The sequence below is a fragment of the Lederbergia lenta NBRC 16444 genome, assembly GCF_001591545.1.
Lineage (GTDB): Bacteria > Bacillota > Bacilli > Bacillales > Bacillaceae_C > Lederbergia > Lederbergia lenta.
The window spans coordinates 617,366-642,705 of the sequence record NZ_BCVC01000001.1 but is presented as its reverse complement, the minus strand read 5'-3'; the positions used below and the strand labels follow the sequence as shown (position 1 = coordinate 642,705).

Annotated in this window: 22 protein-coding genes; all 22 read right to left on the bottom strand. The window is 35.1% G+C overall.

Annotated features, from left to right (window positions below):
• Positions 1–94: 94 nt before the first annotated feature.
• Positions 95–1,477, bottom strand: a complete 1,383-nt coding sequence (locus BLE01S_RS02830; protein WP_066137089.1) for a sulfatase family protein — start codon at positions 1,475–1,477, stop codon at positions 95–97.
• Positions 1,478–1,775: 298 nt separating this feature from the next.
• Complete coding sequence (locus tag BLE01S_RS02825; protein ID WP_066137087.1) at positions 1,776–2,795, bottom strand: AI-2E family transporter; 1,020 nt, start codon at positions 2,793–2,795, stop codon at positions 1,776–1,778.
• Between the two features lie 281 nt (positions 2,796–3,076).
• Positions 3,077–3,682, bottom strand: a complete 606-nt coding sequence (locus BLE01S_RS02820; RefSeq protein ID WP_231955906.1) for an undecaprenyl-diphosphatase — start codon at positions 3,680–3,682, stop codon at positions 3,077–3,079.
• A gap of 175 nt (positions 3,683–3,857) precedes the next feature.
• Complete coding sequence (locus BLE01S_RS02815) at positions 3,858–4,805, bottom strand: metal ABC transporter solute-binding protein, Zn/Mn family (protein ID WP_066137086.1); 948 nt, start codon at positions 4,803–4,805, stop codon at positions 3,858–3,860.
• 40 nt (positions 4,806–4,845) lie between these two features.
• Complete coding sequence (locus BLE01S_RS02810) at positions 4,846–5,706, bottom strand: metal ABC transporter permease (protein ID WP_066137084.1); 861 nt, start codon at positions 5,704–5,706, stop codon at positions 4,846–4,848.
• Entirely contained in the window at positions 5,706–6,452 is a 747-nt protein-coding gene (locus tag BLE01S_RS02805; RefSeq protein WP_111703430.1) for a metal ABC transporter ATP-binding protein, read from the bottom strand. The genes BLE01S_RS02810 and BLE01S_RS02805 overlap by 1 nt, the downstream gene beginning before the upstream one ends.
• Positions 6,453–6,908: 456 nt before the next feature.
• Positions 6,909–8,948 (bottom strand): methyl-accepting chemotaxis protein, encoded by a 2,040-nt coding sequence (locus BLE01S_RS02800; protein ID WP_066137082.1) that lies wholly within the window; start codon positions 8,946–8,948, stop codon positions 6,909–6,911.
• 494 nt (positions 8,949–9,442) lie between these two features.
• Positions 9,443–10,537, bottom strand: a complete 1,095-nt coding sequence (locus tag BLE01S_RS02795) for a Gfo/Idh/MocA family protein (RefSeq protein WP_066137080.1) — start codon at positions 10,535–10,537, stop codon at positions 9,443–9,445.
• A 112-nt stretch (positions 10,538–10,649) separates the two neighbouring features.
• Positions 10,650–11,468, bottom strand: a complete 819-nt coding sequence (locus BLE01S_RS02790; protein ID WP_066137078.1) for a carbohydrate ABC transporter permease — start codon at positions 11,466–11,468, stop codon at positions 10,650–10,652.
• Positions 11,469–12,416 carry a carbohydrate ABC transporter permease gene (locus BLE01S_RS02785; protein ID WP_082788556.1) on the bottom strand — a complete coding sequence of 316 codons (948 nt, stop codon included), beginning with the start codon at positions 12,414–12,416 and terminating at the stop codon, positions 11,469–11,471.
• A 51-nt stretch (positions 12,417–12,467) separates the two neighbouring features.
• Positions 12,468–13,760, bottom strand: a complete 1,293-nt coding sequence (locus BLE01S_RS02780) for an extracellular solute-binding protein (protein ID WP_066137076.1) — start codon at positions 13,758–13,760, stop codon at positions 12,468–12,470.
• Between the two features lie 110 nt (positions 13,761–13,870).
• On the bottom strand, positions 13,871–14,860 hold the full coding sequence (locus tag BLE01S_RS02775; RefSeq protein ID WP_066137074.1) for a LacI family DNA-binding transcriptional regulator: 990 nt from the start codon (positions 14,858–14,860) through the stop codon (positions 13,871–13,873).
• 197 nt (positions 14,861–15,057) lie between these two features.
• Positions 15,058–15,318: a Gfo/Idh/MocA family oxidoreductase gene (locus tag BLE01S_RS02770; RefSeq protein WP_066137072.1), complete on the bottom strand. Its 261-nt coding sequence runs from the start codon at positions 15,316–15,318 to the stop codon at positions 15,058–15,060.
• On the bottom strand, positions 15,290–16,252 hold the full coding sequence (locus BLE01S_RS02765; protein ID WP_066137070.1) for a sugar phosphate isomerase/epimerase family protein: 963 nt from the start codon (positions 16,250–16,252) through the stop codon (positions 15,290–15,292). Before BLE01S_RS02765 ends, BLE01S_RS02770 begins: the two co-directional genes overlap by 29 nt.
• 20 nt (positions 16,253–16,272) lie before the next feature.
• Positions 16,273–17,103 carry a carbohydrate ABC transporter permease gene (locus BLE01S_RS02760; RefSeq protein WP_066137068.1) on the bottom strand — a complete coding sequence of 277 codons (831 nt, stop codon included), beginning with the start codon at positions 17,101–17,103 and terminating at the stop codon, positions 16,273–16,275.
• Positions 17,100–17,987 carry a carbohydrate ABC transporter permease gene (locus tag BLE01S_RS02755; RefSeq protein ID WP_066137066.1) on the bottom strand — a complete coding sequence of 296 codons (888 nt, stop codon included), beginning with the start codon at positions 17,985–17,987 and terminating at the stop codon, positions 17,100–17,102. The genes BLE01S_RS02760 and BLE01S_RS02755 overlap by 4 nt, the downstream gene beginning before the upstream one ends.
• Before the next feature lie 247 nt (positions 17,988–18,234).
• On the bottom strand, positions 18,235–19,485 hold the full coding sequence (locus BLE01S_RS02750) for an ABC transporter substrate-binding protein (RefSeq protein WP_066137064.1): 1,251 nt from the start codon (positions 19,483–19,485) through the stop codon (positions 18,235–18,237).
• Positions 19,486–19,491: 6 nt separating this feature from the next.
• Positions 19,492–20,499 (bottom strand): Gfo/Idh/MocA family protein, encoded by a 1,008-nt coding sequence (locus tag BLE01S_RS02745; RefSeq protein WP_066137062.1) that lies wholly within the window; start codon positions 20,497–20,499, stop codon positions 19,492–19,494.
• A gap of 166 nt (positions 20,500–20,665) precedes the next feature.
• A complete protein-coding gene (locus BLE01S_RS02740; RefSeq protein WP_066137060.1) occupies positions 20,666–21,700 on the bottom strand; it encodes a LacI family DNA-binding transcriptional regulator in 1,035 nt (344 codons plus the stop codon).
• Between the two features lie 153 nt (positions 21,701–21,853).
• Positions 21,854–22,921 (bottom strand): NAD(P)-dependent alcohol dehydrogenase, encoded by a 1,068-nt coding sequence (locus BLE01S_RS02735; RefSeq protein WP_066137058.1) that lies wholly within the window; start codon positions 22,919–22,921, stop codon positions 21,854–21,856.
• 337 nt (positions 22,922–23,258) lie between these two features.
• Positions 23,259–24,422, bottom strand: a complete 1,164-nt coding sequence (locus BLE01S_RS02730) for a Gfo/Idh/MocA family protein (RefSeq protein WP_066137057.1) — start codon at positions 24,420–24,422, stop codon at positions 23,259–23,261.
• 25 nt (positions 24,423–24,447) lie between these two features.
• Positions 24,448–25,203, bottom strand: coding sequence for a sugar phosphate isomerase/epimerase family protein (locus tag BLE01S_RS02725; RefSeq protein WP_066137055.1), 756 nt, complete (start codon positions 25,201–25,203; stop codon positions 24,448–24,450).
• Positions 25,204–25,340: the final 137 nt, after the last annotated feature.

Genomic DNA, 25,340 nt, shown 5'->3' with positions numbered 1-25,340 from the left:
GATAAATATCTCATAGGGAATGTTCTTTTGTTTCCGACGCGATCATTTTATTTAAATTGAGACCAAAAGAACGTAACCTTCAAGCTAGAACCTATTACTGAATTCTTACAGCAAAATCGATCCTTTCTCTCCTAGGATTTTCTTTCCAATCATCCCAAGACAAACTGTATTCGCTAAGCACTTTTTCAATTCTTTTTCTAAATGGTAATCCTTCTTGCATAATCACGCGTTCCATAGGATCTTCTCGATGGTCGAGCTTAGATTGCACCCAATTATTCAATTTATTTCGGTAACCCTCCACTTGCTTCGGGTATAAATCTACAAGATTATTTTCTTCATTCGGATCTTTTATTAAGTCATATAATTCAACAGGAGGTCGTGTAAAAGGACCGGAGTCATAGGTTTCAATATATTTAAATCGATCAGTTCGGATTCCTCTCGCTGCTTGCCAAGCACATTCGCTCAAATATATCTCCTTATGATGTTCTACTTGATCCCCTCGAATAAGTGGCCATAGACTTTTTCCATCAATATTCTTTGGGGTTTCAAGGCCAAGTGATTCTAGAATAGTCGGCATTATATCAACATGTTGTACAAGATTAGAAATTCTAACGCCAGCTGGAATATGTCCAGGCCAACGAATAATGACCGGTATATGGACAGTTTCCTCATATAGCCCGCAATGATCCCAGTAAATATCATGTTCAGTTAGACTTTCACCATGGTCTCCGAACAGAACCAACAAAGTGTCTTCCTGAATCCCCTCGTTGTACAGAAATTCGTCTAAATCTTTTAGGAGATCATCCAAATATCTAATCTCAGCATCATATAAAGCATTTACATAATTTACATCAGTAATTTTTCCAAGCAAGTCATAATGATGATATTTAAAAAAAGGATATGCTGGATGATTGAACGCCGGCTCCATACTTTTGTTAGTAGGGTCATAAGGATCTTTATTAGAATCATAAAATGATGGAATATACTCTTTTGGCGGTAAATATGGTGTATGTGGGTCCCAGTAATGAAGAAATAGAAAGAAATCTTCATCTTTATGTTCTTTAATCCAAGGTTTTGCCAATTTATTAATTGCCTGTCCATCAATCCATCTAGTTTTACCGACTGAATTCATATAATATTGATAGCCTCTGGCAAACCATTCTTTTAGGTTATACATATTATCGACTGCAGCTGTTGTATATCCTGCTTTTCGAAGTATCGCAGGCAACCAATCATATTCTTTTGGCAGATAAGTAGAAGGCGAACCATGAGAAACTACACCTGTTGTTAATCCAACGTTTCCTGTAAAAATACTAGTATGAGCCACCTCTGTAGGTATGTCCGATGCGTAAGCGCTTTCAAATAAAGCGCCTTGACTTGCAATATGGTCTATATATGGACTAGTAGGAAGCCTATATCCATAACTTCCTAATCTTTTAGCCCTTAGAGTATCTAATGAGATAAAGATTATTTTCATTTGTTCCCTCCTCGTATACCTTAATTTTCGATAAAAGATTATTCTCTTTCTACTATCTTACTTTCCAAGTAATAATTAGTCATGGTCTATAAGGACATGTTATTGGCTCATTCGGCCAATTCAGAATTGACTTTCTAGTGATTTCACTTCCAGCTTATAAATGACAATATAATGATTTTAAATACGAAGACAAAAAAACCGAAAGGATAATAAATCTCCTACCGGTTTTTTACTTGGGACTATGTGTATTATTTCTGATACTTAGATATTCAGCTATTTCTTTAGCAATTTATTATAGTTAAGTCAGTGGTTTTGCTATTTCTTTATTTGTCACATCGAGTACATCTAGTAGGAATACAAATACTGGAATTCCTATAATTAGTCCCCAAACCCCAAAATAGTTTTGGGAAAAGATAAGAACTACGAAGGTATAAAAAACAGGCAAATCTGTTTTTGAGGACATTAACTTCGGGTTTAAAATATATGCTTCTACCGCATGGATAATCATGATTGCGATTATCACATAAATCACCTTAACAGCTCCTCCAATTGTATATGCTATTAAGCAAAGTGGGATAAGTGAAATGATCACACCTGCTACTGGAATGAGCCCCAGAAAGAATATCATAATCGCCAAACCGAATATTTGTGGAAATCCCATAATCATCAATGCTACTACAGTTAGCACACAGTTAATAATAGCAATGATGAATTGAGCTTCAATTACCTTTCCAAATGTACGCGTGAATTTTCTCCCAAAAAATTCAATCTCATAATAAAAAGGAGCAATCTTACTGCTTTTAAATTTATTCGTAAATTCTTGTAAGCGTGGTTTTTCTAATAAAAAGAACAAACTTAAAATCAAGGCTATTAGTACCTGAATACTAGTTTTACTAATATCAGTAAATGACTTGAGTAAGAAAGATAGGCCGTTCTCTAAATATGCTGCAATTTGATTGTTAGAAATAACCGTTTCAATATAATTAATTAGTACATTATCATGAGGCTGTGTATAAAAAGCTGTTATCCGTTTGATGAGCTCACTAATTTCGATTGTAATGATCGGTAAATATTTCACTAATCCGAATGTTAACAGGCCTACAATTAATGTATACATTAGTAAAACAAGCAATCTTCGATTTAATGGCACACGCCTTACAGCAAATTCTACAAGACGATTCATTAAATAAGAAAATATAAATGTAAGTAAGATTAAATTAATCATACTTCTCATCATAAATAGAATAAAAACGATTAAAGCGAAAATAATGAAACGTTTTATTCCCTTTTTCTGAAAAACTTCTGTGATACCATTCATCTAGATCATTACCCCTCCATGAATATAGATAGCCCATATATAGATACTTCTCAGTTTATTATCAACTTATACGTAGCAGTTTACAAGCAGATAATGATGTTTTTTTCATATTTTTAAAAAGATAATTGTATTTTGTCTTTTTTTGTCGTTGTAAAAGTAGATTTTTCAAAAACCGCCATTCGTTTAAATTTGATTAGTAGTATGATATCATTCAAAATAATGAAAACCGATTTTCCCATTAATGGAGAAAAATCGGCTTTCATTCATTGGACTAACGAATTCTATTTCTTACTAAAAATATGAATAATCTTATTATATAATGGTTCAAGATAACGGCTTTTTGACATAACAATGTATGTGACTAAGAATGCGATAACTGCTCCTGCCAGTACGTCAAGTGGATAGTGTACTCCGACAAAAATTCGTGATAGAGCCATACAAACAGCGAATACTAATAGAACAGTACCAATTTTTCTTCGTTTCCAAAAAAGCGCAAATGCTAATGCAAAAGATCCTGCAGAATGATTACTCGGGAAAGAGGGGTCTAAATCTGATTTATCACTTAGCAAATGAACCGCATGTGTGACAAATGGACGTGGACGAAAATATATCATTTCGATTATTTTGTTTGCTCCCAGGACAATGACCGTAATTGTAATTGCTAACAATACAATTTGTCGATTTTCATATTTATTTCCCGATTTAGAAAACCAAAGCCACACAAACACCAAGCCGAACATAATTGGGCCGTATGTAGAAAATAATAAAACCAATTGATCAAGCAGATTACTTTGCCCTGCAAACTGATTAATCTTTTCAAAAAGCTTAAAGTCTAAACTCATATTGCCTCTCCCTACTTGTGGCTTTTTCACCATTTTATTATACATATTCCTTCCTTAAGGTTGCACTCATTTTCTCTCAATCAATTTAATTATGCTGGGGGTTTCCTTTCCAAGTCCAACATAGTGTCAACCTACAAAAAAAGAGATGTAGTTTCATCCATTAAACTAAAAAAGTCTCCACTTCAGAAATCGAATCGAGTGGAGACTTTTCTGTTACACATTATTTGCTTAGTTCATCATGAATTAGTTTGATATTATAATGTAAATATTTCATGTATGTGTCAACTTCCTCACCTGGCTTTCCAATTTCATCAGAATAAATTGGCTTCTTACTAAATGGAATCCCCGTTTCCTTTGATACAGTTTCCATTGGTCTTGCATCTACATTAGACTCGATAAAGAGAACCGGAACTTGACGTTCTTTAACAAAACTGACTAATGATTTAATTTGTTGAGGTGATCCATTCTCCTCTGTATCAATTTCCCAAATAAATCCTTCTTCTAAACCATAATGGGCAGCCATATATTGGAAGGCACGTTCACTTGTCACGAGGATACGTTTTTCTTTCGGGATATCATTAATTTTCTGTTCATATTCTTTATTAATTTCTTGTAATCTGCTTATATATTCATTTCCTCTTTCCTCGTAATAATCTTTGCGATCCGGATCTTTTTCCATCAAGGCATCCCGCATATCTTCAGCCATTTTGATACCCACATCAGGGTCAATAAATGCATGTGGGTTGATTTCTTCATCCTTACCATCATCACCACTTAAATACATCGGCTCCACACGTTCTGTCAAACTATAAATATTTTCTTCCTTTTGTCCTACTGAATCAATCATTTTAAAGAACCAACCATGTTTTCCACCTTCAAGGTTTAAACCATTATAAAATAAGATGTCTGCATCCGTTGCTTTTTTTACATCTTGTGGGAGTGGTTCATATTCGTGCGGGTCAGTCCCTGTTGGTACTAGGTTATGAATTTCAACCGCATCGCCGCCTATTTCTCTAGCAATGTCCTCAATAATCGTAAAAGATGTAACAACCTGTAATGGTTTATCCTTGTCGGATGTTTTTTCCTTTGGATTATCGTCCTTTCCACAGGCAGCGAGTAAAAAAACTGCCATACTTGCCACAATTATTCCTTTAAAGATTTTTCCCATTTTTTCATACTCCCCTTTTAAAGATAATGTTCATTATTTGTTATTGATCAATGGCCGCTCTCTTTTTATTGCTTTTAAACATACGCCAAAGAATCCCTTGCTTTGGAGAAAAAATAAATGCGCCTAGGAATATAGCAGTAGTTGCCAAAGCAATAACTGGTCCTGAAGGCAAATTATAGACAAAACTACAGTATAATCCGATGATCGAAGAAAGTGCGCCAAAGATGGCTGCTAGTACGATCATAGTAGATAATCGATTGGTTAAAAGATACGCCGTTGAAGCTGGTGTAATCAACATTGAAACAACAAGGATAACGCCAACAGTTTGCAAGGAAGCAACTGTCACGAGTGTCAATAGAACCATAATGCCATAATGAATAAAGCGCGTTTTTAACCCGTACGCAGCTGCCATCGTTTCATCAAAGCTTGAAACAAGCAATTCCTTGTAAAAAAGGATGACAACTAGGATCACAATAGCCCCTATAACTAACGTCAGCCACATATCCGATGATCGAACAGACAACACATTTCCAAATAAGATTTGAGTTAGATCCGTCGCGCTTTGAGCCTTCGTAATAAGTATGATCCCTAAAGCGAATGCAGCTGAAAAAACAATACCAATCGAGGAATCATTTTTGACGCGGCTATTTTGACTAATTGCTCCAATTCCTAGAGCCGTCAGCACACCAACCACTACAGCTCCATAAAAATAGCTAATACCTAACATATATGATATGGCAACACCAGGTAAAACAGCATGCGATATGGCGTCACCCATCAAAGCCATACCACGTAAAACGATGAAGCTGCCTATGACACCGCAAATAATCCCGACCATAATAGATGTAATCATTGCCTTTTGTAAAAATTCATAAGTCATCAAATCATGAAAAAAATCCATTATACTCCAACCCCCAAACTTCCGAGCATGGTTAGTGGCGCTTGATAAGCCGCTTGCATCAACTCTGGTTGGAAAACATCATCTACAGGTCCAGCACCGATTAATTTCTTATTAATAAGAACTAATTCATCGAAATAACTTTCTACTTTAGTCAAATCATGGTGAACGACGAAGACAGTTTTCCCTTCATCTCGTAACCCCTTAAGAATCTTGATAATAACTTCTTCGCTCGATACATCTATCCCAACAAATGGTTCATCTAGAAAGAAACAATCTGCTTTTTGGGCCAATGATCGAGCAAGAAAGACCCTCTGCTGCTGGCCGCCTGATAGCTCACCAATTTGACTATTTGCATATTTGCCCATCCCAACTTTTGTAAGACACTCCATCGCCCACTCTTTATCCTCTTTTTTAGGTCGCCGCAAAATACCAAGCTTAGGATAAGTTCCTAAAAGCACTGTGTCTTTTACGACAATCGGGAAGTCCCAATCAATGTTTGAGCGTTGCGGTACATAGGCAATTTTCTTTCTCACTTCGGCAATCGGCTTTCCATCTACTTCAACTTCTCCTTTATCCTTCGGTATCAAACCTAGCATCGCTTTCATCATTGTTGATTTCCCCGCTCCGTTTGGTCCAATAATACCGATTAGCTTTCCAGTATCGACAGAGAAGCTAATATCTTGAAGAACCACGTTTCCATGGTAGGAGACACATAAGTGACTCACTTTTAATTTTTTCTCTATCATAGTTCGCACCTTCTTTTTTCTAACAGTATATTTTATATTTGTCCTTCCCAAATCAGCGTTACCATATGATAAGTAATCGCCTTGGATAAATTTTCAAATGCAAGTTTACAAACCTAGCAGTTTTCTAAACAATTTTATAAGTATTGATTTCATTACTTCTTCTCTTGAAATATACAGACCACTCCTTTACCCCAATTATTATTTAATAATCAACAGTCATTTCTTTTTAATAATTCGTTGTTTTTACTTTACCATACACAAATAAGTTTGCCAAGGGCAACTTATCACTTTTAATTATTTATTCATGTAAAGAAAAAAGGTTCTCCGAAAAAAATTAAAAGACCCTTCCTACAAATAGGAAAAGGGTCAAATTAAACTTCGAATAAATTAACTTGTATGCATTGTTCACTTTTTTCAGGTCGAGAGGATAATAGTTTAAGACCCATAGCCATCTCTCTATACTTTAAATACTTGAATCGCCTTCAGTAACTTTTGAGAAATATGCTCTAATTCTTTTGAATCAATCGATGCTTGATCAATCGATTCAAGTTGTTTAGCAACATCCTTTTGTATCTTTGTTGCCATCTGATTACTATGGCTTGTGTTCTCATTCATCACATGCACGGTTGCAGATACCTCTTCTGAATTTGCTGATATTTCATGAATAATCGCGGTTACTTCTTTAATTTGTTCTGAAATACCTTGTATAGAGGTCATAATTGTGCGGAATTGTAAACCCGCTTCTTCCATTGCTTGATTGCTTTTTATGACTTCCTCTTTTCCTTTTGTTACCTTCAAAACTGTTGACTTTGTTGAACTTTGAATCTCTGAGATTAATGCCCCAATATCTTTCGTAGCATTTTGAGACTGCTGTGCTAATTTTCTAACCTCATCTGCAACGACTGTAAATCCTTGACCGTGCTCCCCAGCCCTTGCAGCTTCTATGGAGGCATTTAATGCAAGCAAATTAGTTTGGTCAGCTATTGAACTGATAATCCCTGTTATTTGTGCAACTTGATTTGATCTTACGTCTAACTCTTCAATTAATTGGACTGATTCACCAACCGTTTTATTTACCTTTTCTATTTCAGTTACAGCATTAGAAATATAGCCTTGTCCTTTTTCAGCTTCAGCAGACATAAGTACCGAGTTACTGGAAACTTTTGATGAAGCTTCTGCTATCTTTTGTATATCTATGGCGATGGACTCAAATGCAACCGCACTTTCTTCCGTGCTTGCCACGGTTTCAAAAGATAAGTGTGCAACATGTTGAATACTCTCATTCGTTTGATCAGATAAATTTCGATTATATACGGCATTTTCCGAAAGTCGAAGGGAAGAACTCGACATTATTTCGGCAGTATTGGAGGTATCTATTATCATTTTTCTTATACCTTCAACCATGTTTTTAAGAGAATCCGTAAGCTGACCAATTTCATCTTGTCTGTAAGTGCTATTTTCTAGTTGACTAGCAATTTGTAAATTACCAATCTCTACCTCTTTCATCATCTCTGTAACCTTCTTAATAGGTTTTGTCATTCTGCGCGCAATAATTAAAGCGACCACGAGTGAGAGCAGAAAAGTGATAGCTCCAACAATGATTGTCACTTTTGCAATTTCGCTTGTTTCTGTCGTTAATTCTTTAATTGGTACGCTTGAGAATAATGTCCAATCTGTGTTTTCCATTTTTTTCGTTGTAACTAGCTCATTATGTTTTGAAAAAAAAGTTATTGTATCGGTCTCCTTAAAGTTTAGCTTTTGTATTTCCTTCACTAATAGACTACTTTCATTTTCTCCTTTTTCAACACTATTCACAATGACTTCCCAATTGTTATTTAAAATAGATAGATATCCGGTTTCGCCCAGTTTTATCTCTTGAATACTTTCATTAAATACACTATTATCAATCTCAGCCAAAAGCACTCCTTTGCTATTAGCAACTTCTCTTCCTAAAAACACAGCATGCCCTGTCTCACTTTCTTCATTTGGTATGGATAGCCAAACAACAGTACCCTTAGCAGTATGTATTTGATCCAACATTTCTTTCATTTCTGGTGATTCAGTATTGATACTAAATTCATTCTTCTCACCATATATTTCTTTTTCGGAAACAATTATTAAACTCTTAATATCATTACTCGTAACAGATTGATGTCCTAAATATTGATCTAGTGTATTTTTTTGTAAAATATATTCGTAGGAACCTTCTTCACTTCCAAACGTATCTAATCCATCACTAACATTTTTAGATGTAGCGATATTTAAAGTGATTCTCTCCATTTCAGCTACTTTTTGTTCATAATTTCTCGCTACTTGAGTAATCAATTCCTGTGTAACATCACTTACTTTGTCACGAATAAGCGATGATGACACCTCATAAGAAAAAAAGCCAATGAAAATAATTGGAATCATTGAAAATAATAACAGATTAACAAGTAATCGCTTTCCAATTGATGGACGCAAAAATACATTTCTAAAGTTTATTCTACTTCTCATACCTAACCATCCTTTAATATAAAATATGCTAAATAATAATTGTGGTTCTTATGTTGTCCCCTATAAGTAAATTTCCTTTTAACCAATCATATTAATTTTCCATATACATAAACTCCATTCTTCTTTCATACAACGCTTACATTTTTCGGTATTAAAATATCCATAAATCTCATACTTGATTTGAAGCATTATGGTTAGTGAATTTTCAGAATATTTTTCGGATTATATCTTTGAAATTAATTTTCCTGTACTTTTATCCATACTTTCCAAAATCTAAGAAAACAACACTTAAAATCCATTTTACTAGTAAGATATCACAAATACAAGTACTATTGTCACAGGTATTAAGAATCAGCCGTTTTTGATGATTATTGTTTAAATTTTGTCTTTACTCTAACTATTTTCTTAATCATATAAATCATTCTTCACACAAAAAGACTGCCGTAACTTTTCACGACAGTCTGACTGCTCCCTTATAGAAGAGCTATTCTTTATTAAAATAAACCTTGCGTATCCATAGCTACAGGTCTTTCACAAGTGCTTTCCATTGTATAAACTTTTTTTTCTTTTGAGGAGAGTAAGAATCCATACATTGATTCCAATACATGATAACCAATCTTTCCATTTGCTCTATTTTGTCGTTTATCACGGATTGCATGAGCTAATTCTGCCACTCCTAATCCTCTTCCCGAATCCGCATATGGATGAGAGTGTGGTACTTCCTTCCATTCAGGATTATCTTTTCGACTTAGTTGAACATAACCGTCAAAATAATTTGGATCGGGAACACGAATCGTACCTTCACTTCCGTAAATTTCTATATTCGGTAAATGGTGACCGCCAAATACATCAAAACTCATAACCATCGTTGCTAGTGCTCCATTTAAGAATTGTAAATTACCTGCAATATGAGTTGGTGTTTCTACATTAATTTCTGTACCATATTTAGGTTTGCTCGTAATTAATCTTTTTTCAAAGCCCTTCTTAGCCGTTGCAGTAATTGATTCAATTGGCCCAAGTAATTGAATTAAAGATGTTATGTAATATGGACCCATGTCAAATAGGGGGCCGGCTCCTTCTTTATAGAAAAAATCAGGATCTGGATGCCATGATTCTGGACCTTTCCCCATCATAAATGCAGTAGCTGATAACGGTGTTCCAATCCATCCATCGTCAATTAATTTTCTAGCTGTTTGAACCCCTGCTCCTAAAACTGTGTCAGGAGCACAACCAACATACAATCCTTTTCTATTCGCAACATCAAGTACTTTTTTTGCATCTTGCATACCAATTGCTAGTGGTTTTTCTACATAAACGTGCTTTCCATGTTCCAATGCTAAAATACTAACATCTGCATGTGCAGCAGGAATAGTTAAATTAATAATGATATCTATCTGCGGATCAGCTAATATTTGTTCAACAGTGAGCGCTTTCGGAATAGAGTACTCCTCTGCTCTAGCTTTAGCCTTTTCGATATCAATATCTGAACAAGCTACAACATCTAGAATATTGAATGTTTGGCAATACTTTAAATATTGACTGCTAATATTACCACAGCCTATTATACCAATTCCTATCTTTTCAGACATAATAAACCTCCATACTCTTCTATTCTTTAGAAAATAAACGTTTACCAATACTATCAATATTATTATATCTTATTCTAGTTATATTTTTAAAGTTTGTATTGTTTAACTTAATTTATCCCTTTACCGCTCCCCCGGTAAGTCCCTTCACCACTTTTTCTTGAGAAAATAGATATATTACTAGTAATGGGAGACTTGCTAATGTTAAAGCTGCCATAAGGCCTGGTACATTTACTGAGAACTCTCCTTTAAATGCTTGTAGACCAAGAGGTAGTGTCATACTTTCTGGGCTTGATATTAGCACAAGTGCAAATATAAATTCATTCCATAAAGATATTGCATTATAAATAATTACTGCCATCAAAGCTGGCGTTAGCATGGGTAAAATGACATGTCGAAAAATTCCTAAATGGTTACAGCCATCAATTTTAGCCGCTTCTTCTAATGATTTTGGAATATCTCTCATGAACTGGGTTAAAATAAAGATAGAAATTGGTAAACTAAAAGCAATATAGGGTCCGATCAAAGCAAGTAGGGTATCATAGACTCCCATACTCTCAGATAGTTTGAAAATCGGGATAAGGGTAGCATGAATAGGAAGCATCATTCCTGAGATAAACAATAGAAATAAGGCTCTGTTAAATCGAAAGTTCATTCTACTTATTGGATAACTTGCTAATGCAGCAACTATTACGACTGTTCCGACCGATATAACTGTTACTACAATACTATTAGAAAAATATTTAGTTAATCCTAATTGAAAAACGTTCACGAAGTTCTCTATATTAAAGGAAGTAAACATGGAAAAGGGCTTTTCAAAAAAATCACTTTGAGTTTTTAGTGCAGTAGATATCATATATATAAAAGGGTACCCAGAAATAATTAGTAACAGTAGTCCTACTAAATAAAGTGGTGTCTTTTTTACTGTATTCATTTAAATCATCTCCCCTTTCTTTTGTCTGAAATAATCTAGTAGTTGGATCAAAATCGTAACTACTAAAGCGATTAAAAACATGATGAACGCTATTGCACTTGCGTAACCCATATTAAAGTTAACAAAAGCTTGCTTAAACATGTAAGTTCCCATTAATTCAGTAGCATGATTCGGTCCTCCACCAGTCATCACATAAAAAATATCAAATGCTTTTAGAGATCCTACAATCGCCAAAATAGAAGAGGTTACGATTGTTGGAAATAAAAGTGGCAAAGTAATATGAACAAATCTATGAAGCGGATTTGCTCCATCTATTTTTGCAGCTTCATATAATTCTTCAGGTATGCCTACAATGGCAGCACGAAATAAAATCATATAAAACGGTGCAAAGTTCCACACTATTACCAACAAAACAGCAATCATTGCTGTGCCTTTTTCACTAAGCCAAGCGATATTTTCAAAGCCTAGTAAATTAAGCAATTGATTAATCGAACCATTAATTGGATCGTACATATATACCCATAAAATTCCGATTGCTACGGTTGACATTAAATAAGGAAAAAAATAGACACTACTCATTAATCGAATTCCTCTGATTGGTGCAAACAACATTAAAGCCATAATTAAGCCTATAGGAATTTGTACGAATACCGAAGTTATAGTAATCCAAATATTATTCTTTAAAGCGGCCCAAAAAGTTGGATCTTGAAAAAGTCTGAAATAATTTTGCAGACCAACAAAAGTACTTTCGGCCCCGCCCCGCCAATCAAAAAGACTATAATTCAAAGTAGCAATAATCGGATAAATAACATATAACGCATAAATAAATAAAGCTGGGGAAACAAAGAGTGCAATCGTTAAGACATCTTTCATTTTGTTTTTATCGACAATTGTTTTTACATTCAGCATTGTTCTCGATTCCGTTTTCGATGTGCTTACGTCCTGCATAGTAGTTCCTCCTCTATATAAAGGAGGGGAGTCTCCCCTCCCTACTATCTATTACTCTAATGTTTCTTTAGCCATTTTCTCCATTTGTTCGGCTGCTTCTTCTGGTGTAATAGTAAGTCCAAATATAGCCTGAGTAGTATCTTTATGTAACTCAGCTAATTCGGCCGGAAGTGTCTGATCATAAGGCATTTGCAAGTAATTGGCATCTTGAGCCACTTTATATATTCTACTAATCAATTCATCTTCCGGTTCAACACCATTTATCGCTGATAAGGAACCAGTCTTATGCGTATATGCTTGAGCTGTTTCCACGCTTGTTAACTCTTTAATAAGCTCTGTGGCTAAATCTGGATTTTTACTTTTGGCTGACACTGACCAGACAGGCGCCGTTGAAGCTCCATGATCCTCTAGACTGCCAGCCCCTCCATCAATTTTAGGAAAAACAAAGAAATCTAGTTTTTTCTCAAAATCAGGTGCTTCTGTTTTTGTATTGTTAACAAGAGAAACAGACATATCCATCATGGCGGCCTGTCCTGAATATAATAACTGTCTACCTTGTCCCTCATCATAAGGCACACCATTAAAACCATGGTTGAAAGCTTCCATTTCTACTAATTCCTGAATATATTTACCTGCCTCTATATACGCCTCATCATCAAAGCCTCTCCCATCACGAGCGAATGCTTCATTAAATAATTCAGGTCCCCCGATGCGGCTTGCAAAATTCATTAGGTAGTAAGCTCCCGGCCATTTTGTCTGGTTTGCTAAAGCAATTGGAATCACATCATTTTCCTTTAATGTTTTAATGATTTCTACCCATTCTTTATATGTTTCTGGAGCAGTAAGTCCATATTCGTTAAAAATTTCCTTGTTGTAAAATAGTAAATCTAGAGATATCCCTAGAGGAAGCCCATAAACCTTATCTTCAAATGTACTATTATTTAAAGCTAGTTCATTAAAATGTTCCTTGTCAGTTTTACTTGTTACATCCAATACTTGATTCTGATCAACAAATTCTTTTAGCCATCCGCCTCCCCAGCTATGGAAAACATCAGGTGGCGTACCTCCGGACATCGCAACAACAAGTTTTTGTTTATAGGCATCATTTGCTGTTCGAAGCATTTTCACTTCCACATCAGGATTTTTTTCTTCAAACCTCTTAACAGCTTCCTGATAAACAACTTCTTTTTCACCCGGATCAATGTACCAAAATTCTAAAGTTTGTTTGTCGGGCGTTAATTTCCCTTTAGATTTAGCCTCACCTGATGAGGAATTACCTCCTGGTGCACAACCACCAATTATCAAAGCAAACAAAAATATACAAAGCAACAACGGTCGTTTCATAAATTTTTCCCACCTTTTTAATATGTTAGTTATCTAATTTCTTAGGAATTTTTATAATCCCTTTTAAGTATCCATTTTAAATGTAATCGTTTACATTATTTTCGAACTTATTACTTCTTTGCCCCACACGATTCTCTAATAATTAAATTAGTTTGCAACATTATCCTCTCTTTTCGATATTCTGTTCCTTTCATACTTTTAAGTAGTAATTCCATCGCTTTATTGCCCATCTCAGTCATTGGCTGGGCAATGGTTGTGATCCCAGGATCAAAAACGGAAGAAAAACCAATATTATCAAATCCTACTACTGCTAAATCTTCTGGAACTCTTACACCATACACTTTTGCAGCCTTGATTGCCCCAATTGCCATTACGTCGTTTGCCGCAAATAAAGCAGAAAAAGGTTTATTTGAATTCAACAAAGCAATTGTTTGATCGAATCCTGATTCTAAAGTAAAGGCTCCCTCTTTAATTAAATCACTGTCTACTTCTAATCCTTGTTGAATGATGGCTTGCTTATATCCTTTAAAACGATCTTTACTCAGATAGTTACTAAGTGGACCGGATATATGTGCAACTTGCTTATGACCTAATCTAAGCAAATGCCTTGTTGCCATTATTCCACTCTTAATATTATCGATTGTTACCATAGCTGCATTTACGGACTCTTTGTATTCAGATGCAATTACTACCGAATATTCTTTTACAAGTTCGTTCAAAGTGTCACTATCCATTTGGGCAGATAATAAAATCATTCCATCTACTTGTCTTTGTTTTAGGACATTTAAAAAGTCATATTCCTTATTAATATCTTTGTTTGAATTGCCTAATATAACACGAAAATTATTTTTACTAGCAGTGTGTTCTATTCCCCCCACAATATGCGAAAAGACAGTATTTAATATATTTGGAACGACTACTAGGATTGTATTTGTCTTATTTTTTCTAAGATGTCTAGCCAACACATTTGGCTGATAATTTAACTGCTTAATACTACTTAAAACTCTTTTTCTAGTTTCTTCTTTCACTTCTTCAGGATTCTGTAATACTCTTGAAACAGTTGCTGTCGATACATTAGCTAATTGAGCTACATCTATCATTTTAACGATAGTATCTTCCTCCCTCCTAACCTTAATTTGTAATCGGTTACATTCAGTATACAAAGGTCCCTTCGCAATTGCAACACTATTTCGATTTGTTTGAATTTATTATTTTGACTTTATACAATATGATTAAATATAAATTCATTTTCATATGGGAAAGCCGGATTCCCCTTGGAAGCCGGCTTTTATATCAATTAAATTAAAATCAATGTTCTCTCTCTTGCAATTAGCACATTCCAATCAGTCTCATAGCTAATCCAACCAAACTTTCTGGCAGCCTCCTTAACCCCTTTTTCGTTTCTACCACAGATAGCTTGTCTTATCTGTTTTACTTCTAAATCAAAAAAGAAGGGAGCATCTCGGTATGCATGAAATTGAGCCATTCCCATAAATTTATAACCAACCATCCCTAAACTAAGTTCTTTTTTATGCCCACCATAAATCCTTTGCTCCATCTTCAATAAGAATATCTTTTAAAAATGAAACTGCCTTTGTAAAGCCTTCATTCACTCCCATTAAACCATCTTCATGTTCGATACTTACAGCGCCTTGATATTCGATTGTTTGAAGAGCACTAATAATATCTCTCCATACATCTTCCCCATGACCATACCCTACAGTTCTAAATACCCATGACCGATTTGCAATGTCACGATATGACTTCGTATCAAGCACACCATTAAGAGAGTTATTCTGAGAATCAATTCTAGTATCTTTTGCGTGAAAATGGAATAATGCATCCCCTAGAGCTCTAATGCTATTTACTGGATCCATCCCTTGCCAAAAGTAATGACTTGGGTCAAAGTTTGCCCCAATTTTTTCTCCACATTCACTTCTCAAGCGTAGAATAGTTTCTGTATTATAAACAACAAAACCTGGGTGTGGCTCAATTGCAGCTCTTACATTATATTCATCTAATAGTTCTGTTTGTTTCTTCCAATAAGGAATTACTTTATTTTCCCATTGCCACTCTACTACGGTTGAAAAGTCATCTGGCCACGGGCATGTTATCCAGACTGGATGTTTAGAATAGTCGGATTCGCCAGGACAACCCGAAAATGTAACTACATTTTCAACACCTAATTTTGCTGCAAGCTTAACTGTATTTACAAAAGCTTCATGATGTTCTGTGGCAATTTCTTCATTAGGATGTAGTGAATTACCATGACAACTTAATGCACTAATTTCAATCCCTCTAGATTCAAAAGCCTGCATAAATTTTTCTAATTTACTTTCATCTGCTAACAACTCTTTTGGATCACAGTGTGCATTACCAACGTAGCCCCCCGTGCCAATTTCTATCGTATTTAACCCACTTTTCTTTACATAGTCCAACATTTCTTCTAACGACATTTTTGAAAATAATACTGCGAATACACCTAGTTTCATTCTCCATCTCTCCCATTCTATTATTTTTCTGAACCTGCTGTAATTCCACTTACGATATATTTTTGAAGCAATAAGAATATAATAATAATCGGCGCTGCTGCAATTGTAGAAACTGACATTAAGTTATCCCATTGCGTGCCGTATTGCCCTATGAACTTCGTCAAGCCCATCGTTAATGGTCTAATTTTTTCTTCGGTCGCCAACGTTAGGGCAAAGATCAAATCTCCCCATGCAAATAGGAAACTAAATGTACCAACAGTTAAAACAGTTGGCTTTGTCAACGGTAAAATTATTCTAATAAAAGCTGTAAAAGCATTACATCCATCTACTACAGCCGCGTCTTCCAAACCTTTTGGAATAGATAAAAAGAATGGCCTCATAACTACAATTGCAAACGGAAGTGCAGTTGTCGTATTTCCTATAATTAATGCTAGATAACTATTTAACAGCTCTAACTTACTAAATAATATAAATAGTGGCATTGCCATCATAATTCCTGGAATCATCTGTGTGATCAATAAGATCAATATTAAAATCGATGCTCCTTTAAGACGAAATCTTGCTAAGGCATAGGCACAAGGAAGCGCAATCACCAAAGTGAATATCGCTGTTCCCGTTGCAATAATAAACGAGTTTTTCAAGTATGGCAGTAGACTTTGATCTTCAATTAAATTTTTTGCATAGGCATCAAATTGAATACTCTCTGGAATAATCATCGGTGGTGTTGCAAAAACGTCTTGTATTGGTTTAATCGAAGTTGTAATCATCCAATATATAGGAAATAAAAATACAATGGTAAATACGATAGCAACTAGGAGTAGCATGTACTGTTTAGCTGAATATTTCCTCATGCCGACTCCTCCTTTTTAATCATATAAAGATATACAAGTGAAATACACATTAAGATTAATAGGATGATTGTTGCTACCGCACCACTCGTTCCAAAGTTAAAATTAACAAATGCTTGTTCATATCCAAAGAAAGGAAGCACTTGCGTCGCATTAACTGGACCACCACCAGTCATAATTAAAATAATATCGAATACTTTAAATGTATAAATTATCCCTAATACTAAGATGACAAATAGTGTTGGTTTCATAAGTGGCATTGTAATCTTTGTAAAAGTCTGAAGCTTATTTGCTCCGTCAATTTTGGCAGCTTCATATACTTCACCTGGCAACGCTTGAAGTGCAGATAAGATTAAAATCATATTAAATGGAATACCTACCCATATATTCGTAATAATAACTGCTGCCAAAGCCGTACTCTCCTGTCCAAGCCAGTTTATTGGATTGTCAATAACATGAATATTCATTAGAATATAATTGATCACACCATAGTCAACATCAAATAACCATTTAAATAATGTTCCTGTGATCACGAGAGGCGTCATCCACGCCAACAAAAGTATAGAACGGAAAAAATTTCTAAATGGAAAATCTTGATTAAAAAACAATGCCAATAAATAACCAATTACAACTTGAAAAAAAATACATGTAATTGTATATATAAAAGTGTTTTTAAAGGCAACAAGAAACTTTTCAGATTGAAAGATTTCTATATAATTCTGTAAACCGATAAACGGGCCACCACTATTTAAATTACTAATCTTTAAATCTTGAAAACTAACAACTATATTATAAATGATGGGATAGATCATAAAACATATTACAAAAAGGACTGCGGGTAGCACAAAAAGATAGAGTGGTAAGCTTTTCTTCGGTGAATCATACATATTAAAAACCTCCTTTATAGAAAAGCGTAGTCGCCCGCTAATCTACGTACTTCCTAACGGGGTTCTAATAACGCAAAGGATACACCGTAAGCCGACAAGGTAAGCTGATGTTTACTTTTATCGTTATAAGAAACCTGAAGTTTGCTGAGCGACAGAGTTTTTATAAATAACTCTTTTAAAAATCGGACCATAAATACCTTTAATTTCTGGTGATCTTTTTAAATAGGAGAGAAAATCTCTCCTATTATTACGGCAATAAGGGCTCAATCTTTTTAGCTGCATCATCCATTACTTTATCAACTTCCTCGCCAGTTATCGCACGTTGTATTGCCTCTTGCACATTGCTAGAAATTTCCGGATATTTTGTACCATAAGCTCGAGGTTTAGCGGATTTTAATTGCTCCATAAAGACACTTACGTTTTCATCTTTTTGCCAAATATATTGCGAATCTGAACCAAGGTCTTCTCTACTTGGCAACCTCCCGCCGAGTTCGTGCATTGGCCCTAGAATATCCGGTTTCTGTGTCCATTTTAAGAAATCCCATGCTTCTTTTTTATTTTCTGAGTCGGCTGTGATTGCCCAGTTTTCGCCGCCTAAAACGGAAGCAGCATTTTTATCTTGAGGCATTAAGAACACGCCCCAATCCAAATCTGGAGAATCTTTTTCTAAAATCGGAATTTGCCAAGGTCCATTCTCCATCATAGCGGCTTTTTGTGTTTGAAATTGTACTAATACGTCCGATTGATCCCAGTTAATCATGTTTTTTGATAATGATCCTTCATTAACAAGATTTTGAATCAATTTCAAAGCCTTTTTAGCTTCAGAACTATCGAATGAATCTAAATCAGCTCCAGACTGCCATATGTAAGGCAAAAATTGAAAAGTACTTTCTTCACTTTTTTTCCCTGCCATTGCAAATCCTTTCACATCTCCATCCGTTAATTTCTTTGCTGTTTCAGCAAACTCATCCCAATTTTGAGGTGTTTTTGTAATACTAGCTTGTTCGAACATTTTTTTGTTATAATATATCGCTAATGCATTACTGTTATTTGGAATTCCGTAATATTTCCCCTCAAGCTTCGCAGAATCCATTGCCCCTGGATAATATTTATCGGCTTGTCCCCATTCTTCCACTTCTTTCGTAATATCAGCAAATACTCCCGCTTCGATAAAAGATTGGTGATCTGGATTATCAATAACCACAATATCTGGAAGGGAATTTCCAGCTATCCCTTGAAGTAGTTTTGTCTTTAAATCTGCAAATGGGATATAGGTTCTTTCAAACTTAATGTTAGGGTTTTCACTTTCATACTGTTTAATTAGAGCCTTTTGTTCTTCATCAGATGAAGAATCTGGTGCTAAATAATCCCAAATTGTAATCACAACTTGCCCATCTGCATTTTTATTATCAGTCGATTTTTCTGAATCTGAATTATTGCATGCTGCCAGAAAAACTAAACAAAGCACACTTACTAAAATCAACAGTCTTTTTTTCATATTTGACTAACCCCTTCCCTTTAGCACAGATGTTATTTCTATTTCTTTTTCCTGTTTAATTGATTCTAGAGCAGCGCCTACAATTGCAAAACTATTAATATTGTCTGCTATGTCGGTTATCGGTTTTCTATTCTCTTTAATTGCTTCTGTCATTTCATACAGAGAATACTCTCTGTCTTCAAATTCCATTGGAACTGGCAATAGCTCTTTAAACATACCATCTGCGAATGTAATGGAAGGACAATCATCATTTAATTCGATAACTCCCTTTTCCCCTACTAGTTTAAACTCTCCATTCCAAGGTGTTTCTTTCCCTCTTGTTACCCAACTCCCAAAGTAATTAATAAGTACGTTTTCAAAATTCATGATGACAGTGGCTGTACTTTTTCCATTAAACCAACTCCAAGATGGCTTCATGCTCTTTGCAAAAACCGTCGATGGTTCAACTCCCAGAATATGACGCATAAGATCAAAATGGTGGATACTCATATCTTCAATCAAAATTTCCTCATATTGATCTCTCCATCCACCAAACTTTGTAGCCCGCCTAAAGTTCCATTCAACATATTCAATCTTTCCGATCTTTTCTTTTTGAACTGCCTGTTTAACTGCTTCTATTTCAGGTCTCCAGCGATAGTTTTGACTTATCATCACAAATTTCCGGTACTGTTTTGACTTTTCCAGTAATTCTAATGCGTCTTCCAAAGTATGTGCTATGGGTTTTTCCATAAAAACATTTAAATTATTTTCTAAAGCATCTAATGCTAATCTTTTATGTGTTTGTGGGGGAGTGATGATGACCGCTATATCTGCCTTTATTTTTGAAAAGGCTTCTAAATGATCCGTAAAATATTCGACTTTATTATTTTTAATAAATTCTTTAGCGTTTAGGAGATTTTTATGATTTACATCTACAACTCCGACTAATTCTATGGCTTCAAAATTATCGATTATTTCTAACCAAGATGTCCCAAACCCCCCCGTTCCTACTTGAATCACTTTTAGTTTACTCATAATAAATCCCCTTTCTGACTCTTCAAAATATTGATGTACGTATGTCATTTCTCCTTAAAAAAATAAGAAAACCTCTTTTTTACTCTTTTCAGATAAGTAAGCGCTTTACTTTTATAGCTTAATAGATTTCTTGATGTACGTCAATCATTTTTCTTTTTTTAAAAATTTATTGATGAATATAATAACTTGCATTTGACGGTGTAACGATTTCAAGTTTAATAATTGTTTCTAGTATTTCACTTCTTTCTCCTAGTAATAGATAGTTATAGACATTCTTTACAGTAATCATAGCTTGACTAGATGGATCTTGACATATGGTAGATTTAATTATTTTCTGCTGTAGATATTTATTAATCTTTTCACTCATGTCATGACCAATTAATATTTTGTAATCCTCATATTTTTCTTCGTGTATGTGTTCAGCTATATCACCTAGAATACCGTTGGCAACGTATATTGCGTTGCTATACTTTAATGCAACCCTTTTCCATTCCTTGTCTAACTGGATATTATCACTTTTAACAGGTAATGTATGGATGTTTACATCGATTTCATTCATTTGGAAATAGGCTCTGAATCCTTTTTCTTTATTAATCATTTGAAATGTATCTTCATCTTCTCTAATAATCACTACATCTTTCAATTCTTTTGAGAACAAATGAACTAATTCAGCTGCCAAAAAGCCCGCACGGTAATAATCTCCTCCTACAAATGAAATTCGATTACTTAAAGGCACATCATTATTTAATGTGAAAATAGGAATACCTTTTCTTACTCCTTCGTTTATCACATCGGTATAAGGATCTGAATCATGAGGGGATATAACTATAGCATCATATGTATTGTGATCAATAATATTTTGTAGAAACAGAATTTGTTTTTCTTTTGGGATCGTGTCAACTCTAAATACATGAACCTCAAAGCCAAAATTTTCATATACCTGTGCTGCTTTCTTTATTTCGGATTCCATCTCATCCCAAAAATAGTTTGGCACAATAGGTAATATAAAGGCAACATTGGTTTTCTTTTGAGTTGCTAAAAACTTTGCAGCAGTATTTGGTTTATAGCCTAATTCTTCCGCTTTTCTTTTGACTCTCCTAATCGTTTTTTCACTAACGCCTTTTCTATTATTTAAGACGCGATCGACCGTTGCCGTAGATACTCCTAGTTCTTCCGCTATCATTTTTGCTGTTATTTTCACTTTACTCACCTACACTGTATTTTTCAGAAATATATTCTCGATGCTTACACATAAAGTCTTGAATTTTATTAGGAAACTCCGTTCAAATTTCCTCTTCCAAAGCAAACACTTCGGAAGAGGACTTTTCATGGTAATTCGTTATCAAGCATAGTACTAATTTGATTGCAAATCTGCAGAATCTGGATAGATCATTACTTTTATGCTCTTTTCCTTTTCAGTCATGGCTACTTCTATAGCCTTTTGAATGTCATCAAGTGGATACTGATCCGTAATCACTTTTTTTAAATCTACTAAAGGATGATCTAAACTCTTTATAGCATCCGCGTATGTATTGACATATCTAAAAACACCTAGCATATCAATCTCTGCATCGATCATTGAAGTTATATCTATTGGAATACTATCAGCTGTTGGTAGACCAACATACACAACCCTACCTCCACGCTTTACCAAATTAATCGTATCACTGACAGCATGGGCATTTCCAGAAGTTTCTATCAATACATCTATAGCTTTGTCACCAGTGGCTTCTTTCAGTTGATCTTGTACAGAGCCTTTTGATGGATCAATCACACCTTTTGCACCCATTTCTAAAGCAAGATCTCTTCTAAAAGCAACCACATCACTTCCATAAATCTCGGATATACCAAACATCTTTGCTGCTTCAATCGTTAATAAGCCTATTGGTCCTAATCCAGTAACTAATAAAGTATCTCCTGGTCCTACTTTTCCTCTTCTCATAGCATGAAAGCCGACTGATAGAGGTTCAATAAGTGCACCTTCTTCAAAACTTACATGATCTGGGAGTTTAAATAAAAAGTCGCTTTTAACTGTAACATATTCTGACCATGCTCCATCAAACGGCGGTGTAGCCATAAATTCTACATCTGCACATAGATTGTATCTCCCGGATCGACAATAATCACAATCTCCACAAGGTATTCCAGGCTCTACTGCCACTCGATCCCCTACATTAAGGTTCTTCACGTCTTTTCCTACTTTTACTACTGTACCTGATACTTCATGTCCTAATATGATTGGTTTTTCTACTACATATCTCCCAATTCTCCCATGCTCATAATAATGAACATCTGAACCGCATATACCGATACAATGGACTTTTAACAAAGCTTCATTATTTTTAGGCTCCGGTATTGGAATTTCTTTTATTTCAATCGATTTTGGTTTATTAAGTATTGCCGCCTTCATTTCGGTATTCATCTTTTTTTCCTCCTCATTATGTGTATTTTCAAGGGATCTGCAAGTAATCTTCTCAAACTATTATGTTAGAAAGTTATGCTCAATCTAATTTAATAAACTAGATCTCAATCATTCGGTTATGTAGTAACCCCTTTCACTTCCTTTTAGCTATTTTCAATTATAGCATGGAAATTTAGTTAATAGTTCTCTCTAATTAGAACGCTTTCTATATATCATTCTATGTACGATTAATAAAAAATAAAGCCGACTCCCTTATGGACAGCCGACTTTGCATATATAGCTTTATTAGTATTAAGTAAAATTAACGTTATTTCAGATGAATATCATCAACACAACATTAATGTGTCCCTTTCACACTTAGGTGTACATCCGCATTCGATGATTTTCCGTAACTAGATTGCTGCATTTTCTCTTGCAATTTTTCATAGTAAAGATCCTCATCTATCGGCATATCTACCCAATCATCTATCCAACTAGATAAATAAACGGCATTAGAAATGGCTAAGCCCTTTATTCCCTCTCCTCCAGGAGCAAGCAACTCTGCTTCATTTAAAATTGCATCTACCCAATTATTCAAAATCCCAAGATGCCCTGTTGACTTACCACGTACAGGTATATCGATTTTCCAACATTCTGGTTCACCAAAACCACCCCGGTATTCCTGATTGAATTGTCGTTCCGATTGTCTAAGTCTCCAAAATGTTAATTGATTATCCTCCACAACCAACTTACCACGATCACCGGCAACTTCAAATCGATTCGTGCCTGGCGCTTCACCCGTTGATGTAACAAAGAGACCAGTTGCTCCATTTTCATATTCTACATAAGCTGTCACATCATCTTCGACTTCAATATCATGATATTTTCCAAAACCGCTAAATGCTCTTACCCGTTTTGGCATTAGGCCTGTTGTCCACTGCCAGAGATCAAGTTGGTGGGGACATTGATTGAGCATTACTCCGCCTCCTTCACCAGCCCATGTCGCACGCCAACCACCTGAGTCATAATAACTTTGAGAGCGATACCAATCTGTAATAATCCAATTTGTACGCTTAATCTCACCTAGTTCCCCAGACAAAATAAGCTCTCGTACCTTTTGATATAGTGGGTTTGTCCGTTGATTAAACATCATGCTAAACTTTTTCCCACTTTTTTCAGCGGATTCATTCATTTGACGTACATTTTTTGTATACACACCCGCTGGTTTCTCGCAAAGCACATCTAGGCCTCTTTCAAAGGCTTTAATAGCAAGTGCTGGATGATCAAAATGGGGTGTAGCAATAATAACACCGCTAATATTTGCATGTGCGAAAAAATCATCGATAGAAGTAAATGTTTGTACTTTATCCCCAAATGTTTCTTGCGCCCACGCTAATCTATCAGGTCGAGCATCACATATAGCAGTTAAGACCGCCCCTCTTACTCTTCCTTCAAAAATACTTGTAGCGTGACTTGTCCCCATATTCCCTATCCCAATAATGCCAACCTTCACTTCGATCATTCCCATTCCCCCATGTCCATTATTGTTATATCTGATCTTTTAGATGCATTAAATTATCAAGACTAATTCTTAAGCTATCCATTGGATTACCCGGGCATATATCTTGCTCAACTGCATACCATTCAACACCAGATTTCTCTCCCCATTGTAAAATAGGAACAAAATCAATCTTACCAGTTCCAACCTCAGCAAATATCTCTTTTTCATCATTAGACATATCTTTAAGATGGATGATCGGCATTCTCTTTGCATACGGTTGGATAAAAGAAACTGGATTTCTTCCTCCTTTTTTCACCCAATACACATCTATTTCCGCTAGAATCAAATTATCCTCCGTTGGGGCTAGAAGATATTCCAATGCCGATACACCATCGATTTCCGTTTCGAACTCAAACGCATGATTATGATAACTAATTCGATAATTAGGTACATTACTAGCAATTTCATTTAATTTTTCTTTCAACTTTTTATACCCTTCCACATTCTGATAATCTTGTGGAAGAAAAGGGCATATAATATCTCTTGTTCCATACAGATCCGCTTCTTTTATCACATTTTCCAAATCATTTTCAAGACGATCTAAAGATATATGCATTCCTGCTGTACCTAATCCCGTCTCTCTCAATGCATCAGCTACTTCTTCGGGGTTATGATTAGCGGGGAGAGCTGAGATTTGGACACCTGCCCACCCCATTTCCTTTAATTCTCGAAATACTGGTGCAATCCCTTTAGTCAGCTCTTCACGTAGCGTAAATAATTGTGCCGCAAACTTTTGTTCCATTTTTTTCTCTCCTTTTTTATTCCTTAGGTAAATTCCTTTTAATAGCTAGTTAGTGTGAATATAAATGAGATTTCTAGATATGGGTTACAGATTTCACTTGCTCCCTATTGTTTATTTATTCACCAAAGAATATTAAT

What these genes read in the sequence shown, in the direction of transcription:
- BLE01S_RS02780 (WP_066137076.1), bottom strand. Translation starts at nt 13,760, where the DNA reads ATGAAACGACCGTTGTTGCTTTGTATATTTTTGTTTGCTTTGATAATT.
- BLE01S_RS02735 (WP_066137058.1), bottom strand. Translation starts at nt 22,921, where the DNA reads ATGAATACCGAAATGAAGGCGGCAATACTTAATAAACCAAAATCGATT.
- BLE01S_RS02795 (WP_066137080.1), bottom strand. Translation starts at nt 10,537, where the DNA reads ATGTCTGAAAAGATAGGAATTGGTATAATAGGCTGTGGTAATATTAGC.
- BLE01S_RS02815 (WP_066137086.1), bottom strand. Translation starts at nt 4,805, where the DNA reads ATGGGAAAAATCTTTAAAGGAATAATTGTGGCAAGTATGGCAGTTTTT.
- BLE01S_RS02800 (WP_066137082.1), bottom strand. Translation starts at nt 8,948, where the DNA reads ATGAGAAGTAGAATAAACTTTAGAAATGTATTTTTGCGTCCATCAATT.
- BLE01S_RS02760 (WP_066137068.1), bottom strand. Translation starts at nt 17,103, where the DNA reads ATGAGGAAATATTCAGCTAAACAGTACATGCTACTCCTAGTTGCTATC.
- BLE01S_RS02765 (WP_066137070.1), bottom strand. Translation starts at nt 16,252, where the DNA reads ATGAAACTAGGTGTATTCGCAGTATTATTTTCAAAAATGTCGTTAGAA.
- BLE01S_RS02805 (WP_111703430.1), bottom strand. Translation starts at nt 6,452, where the DNA reads ATGATAGAGAAAAAATTAAAAGTGAGTCACTTATGTGTCTCCTACCAT.
- BLE01S_RS02820 (WP_231955906.1), bottom strand. Translation starts at nt 3,682, where the DNA reads ATGTATAATAAAATGGTGAAAAAGCCACAAGTAGGGAGAGGCAATATG.
- BLE01S_RS02730 (WP_066137057.1), bottom strand. Translation starts at nt 24,422, where the DNA reads ATGATCGAAGTGAAGGTTGGCATTATTGGGATAGGGAATATGGGGACA.
- BLE01S_RS02790 (WP_066137078.1), bottom strand. Translation starts at nt 11,468, where the DNA reads ATGAATACAGTAAAAAAGACACCACTTTATTTAGTAGGACTACTGTTA.
- BLE01S_RS02825 (WP_066137087.1), bottom strand. Translation starts at nt 2,795, where the DNA reads ATGAATGGTATCACAGAAGTTTTTCAGAAAAAGGGAATAAAACGTTTC.
- BLE01S_RS02745 (WP_066137062.1), bottom strand. Translation starts at nt 20,499, where the DNA reads ATGAGTAAACTAAAAGTGATTCAAGTAGGAACGGGGGGGTTTGGGACA.
- BLE01S_RS02810 (WP_066137084.1), bottom strand. Translation starts at nt 5,706, where the DNA reads ATGGATTTTTTTCATGATTTGATGACTTATGAATTTTTACAAAAGGCA.
- BLE01S_RS02775 (WP_066137074.1), bottom strand. Translation starts at nt 14,860, where the DNA reads ATGATAGATGTAGCTCAATTAGCTAATGTATCGACAGCAACTGTTTCA.
- BLE01S_RS02770 (WP_066137072.1), bottom strand. Translation starts at nt 15,318, where the DNA reads ATGGAGCAAAGGATTTATGGTGGGCATAAAAAAGAACTTAGTTTAGGG.
- BLE01S_RS02830 (WP_066137089.1), bottom strand. Translation starts at nt 1,477, where the DNA reads ATGAAAATAATCTTTATCTCATTAGATACTCTAAGGGCTAAAAGATTA.
- BLE01S_RS02755 (WP_066137066.1), bottom strand. Translation starts at nt 17,987, where the DNA reads ATGTATGATTCACCGAAGAAAAGCTTACCACTCTATCTTTTTGTGCTA.
- BLE01S_RS02750 (WP_066137064.1), bottom strand. Translation starts at nt 19,485, where the DNA reads ATGAAAAAAAGACTGTTGATTTTAGTAAGTGTGCTTTGTTTAGTTTTT.
- BLE01S_RS02725 (WP_066137055.1), bottom strand. Translation starts at nt 25,203, where the DNA reads ATGGAACAAAAGTTTGCGGCACAATTATTTACGCTACGTGAAGAGCTG.
- BLE01S_RS02785 (WP_082788556.1), bottom strand. Translation starts at nt 12,416, where the DNA reads ATGCAGGACGTAAGCACATCGAAAACGGAATCGAGAACAATGCTGAAT.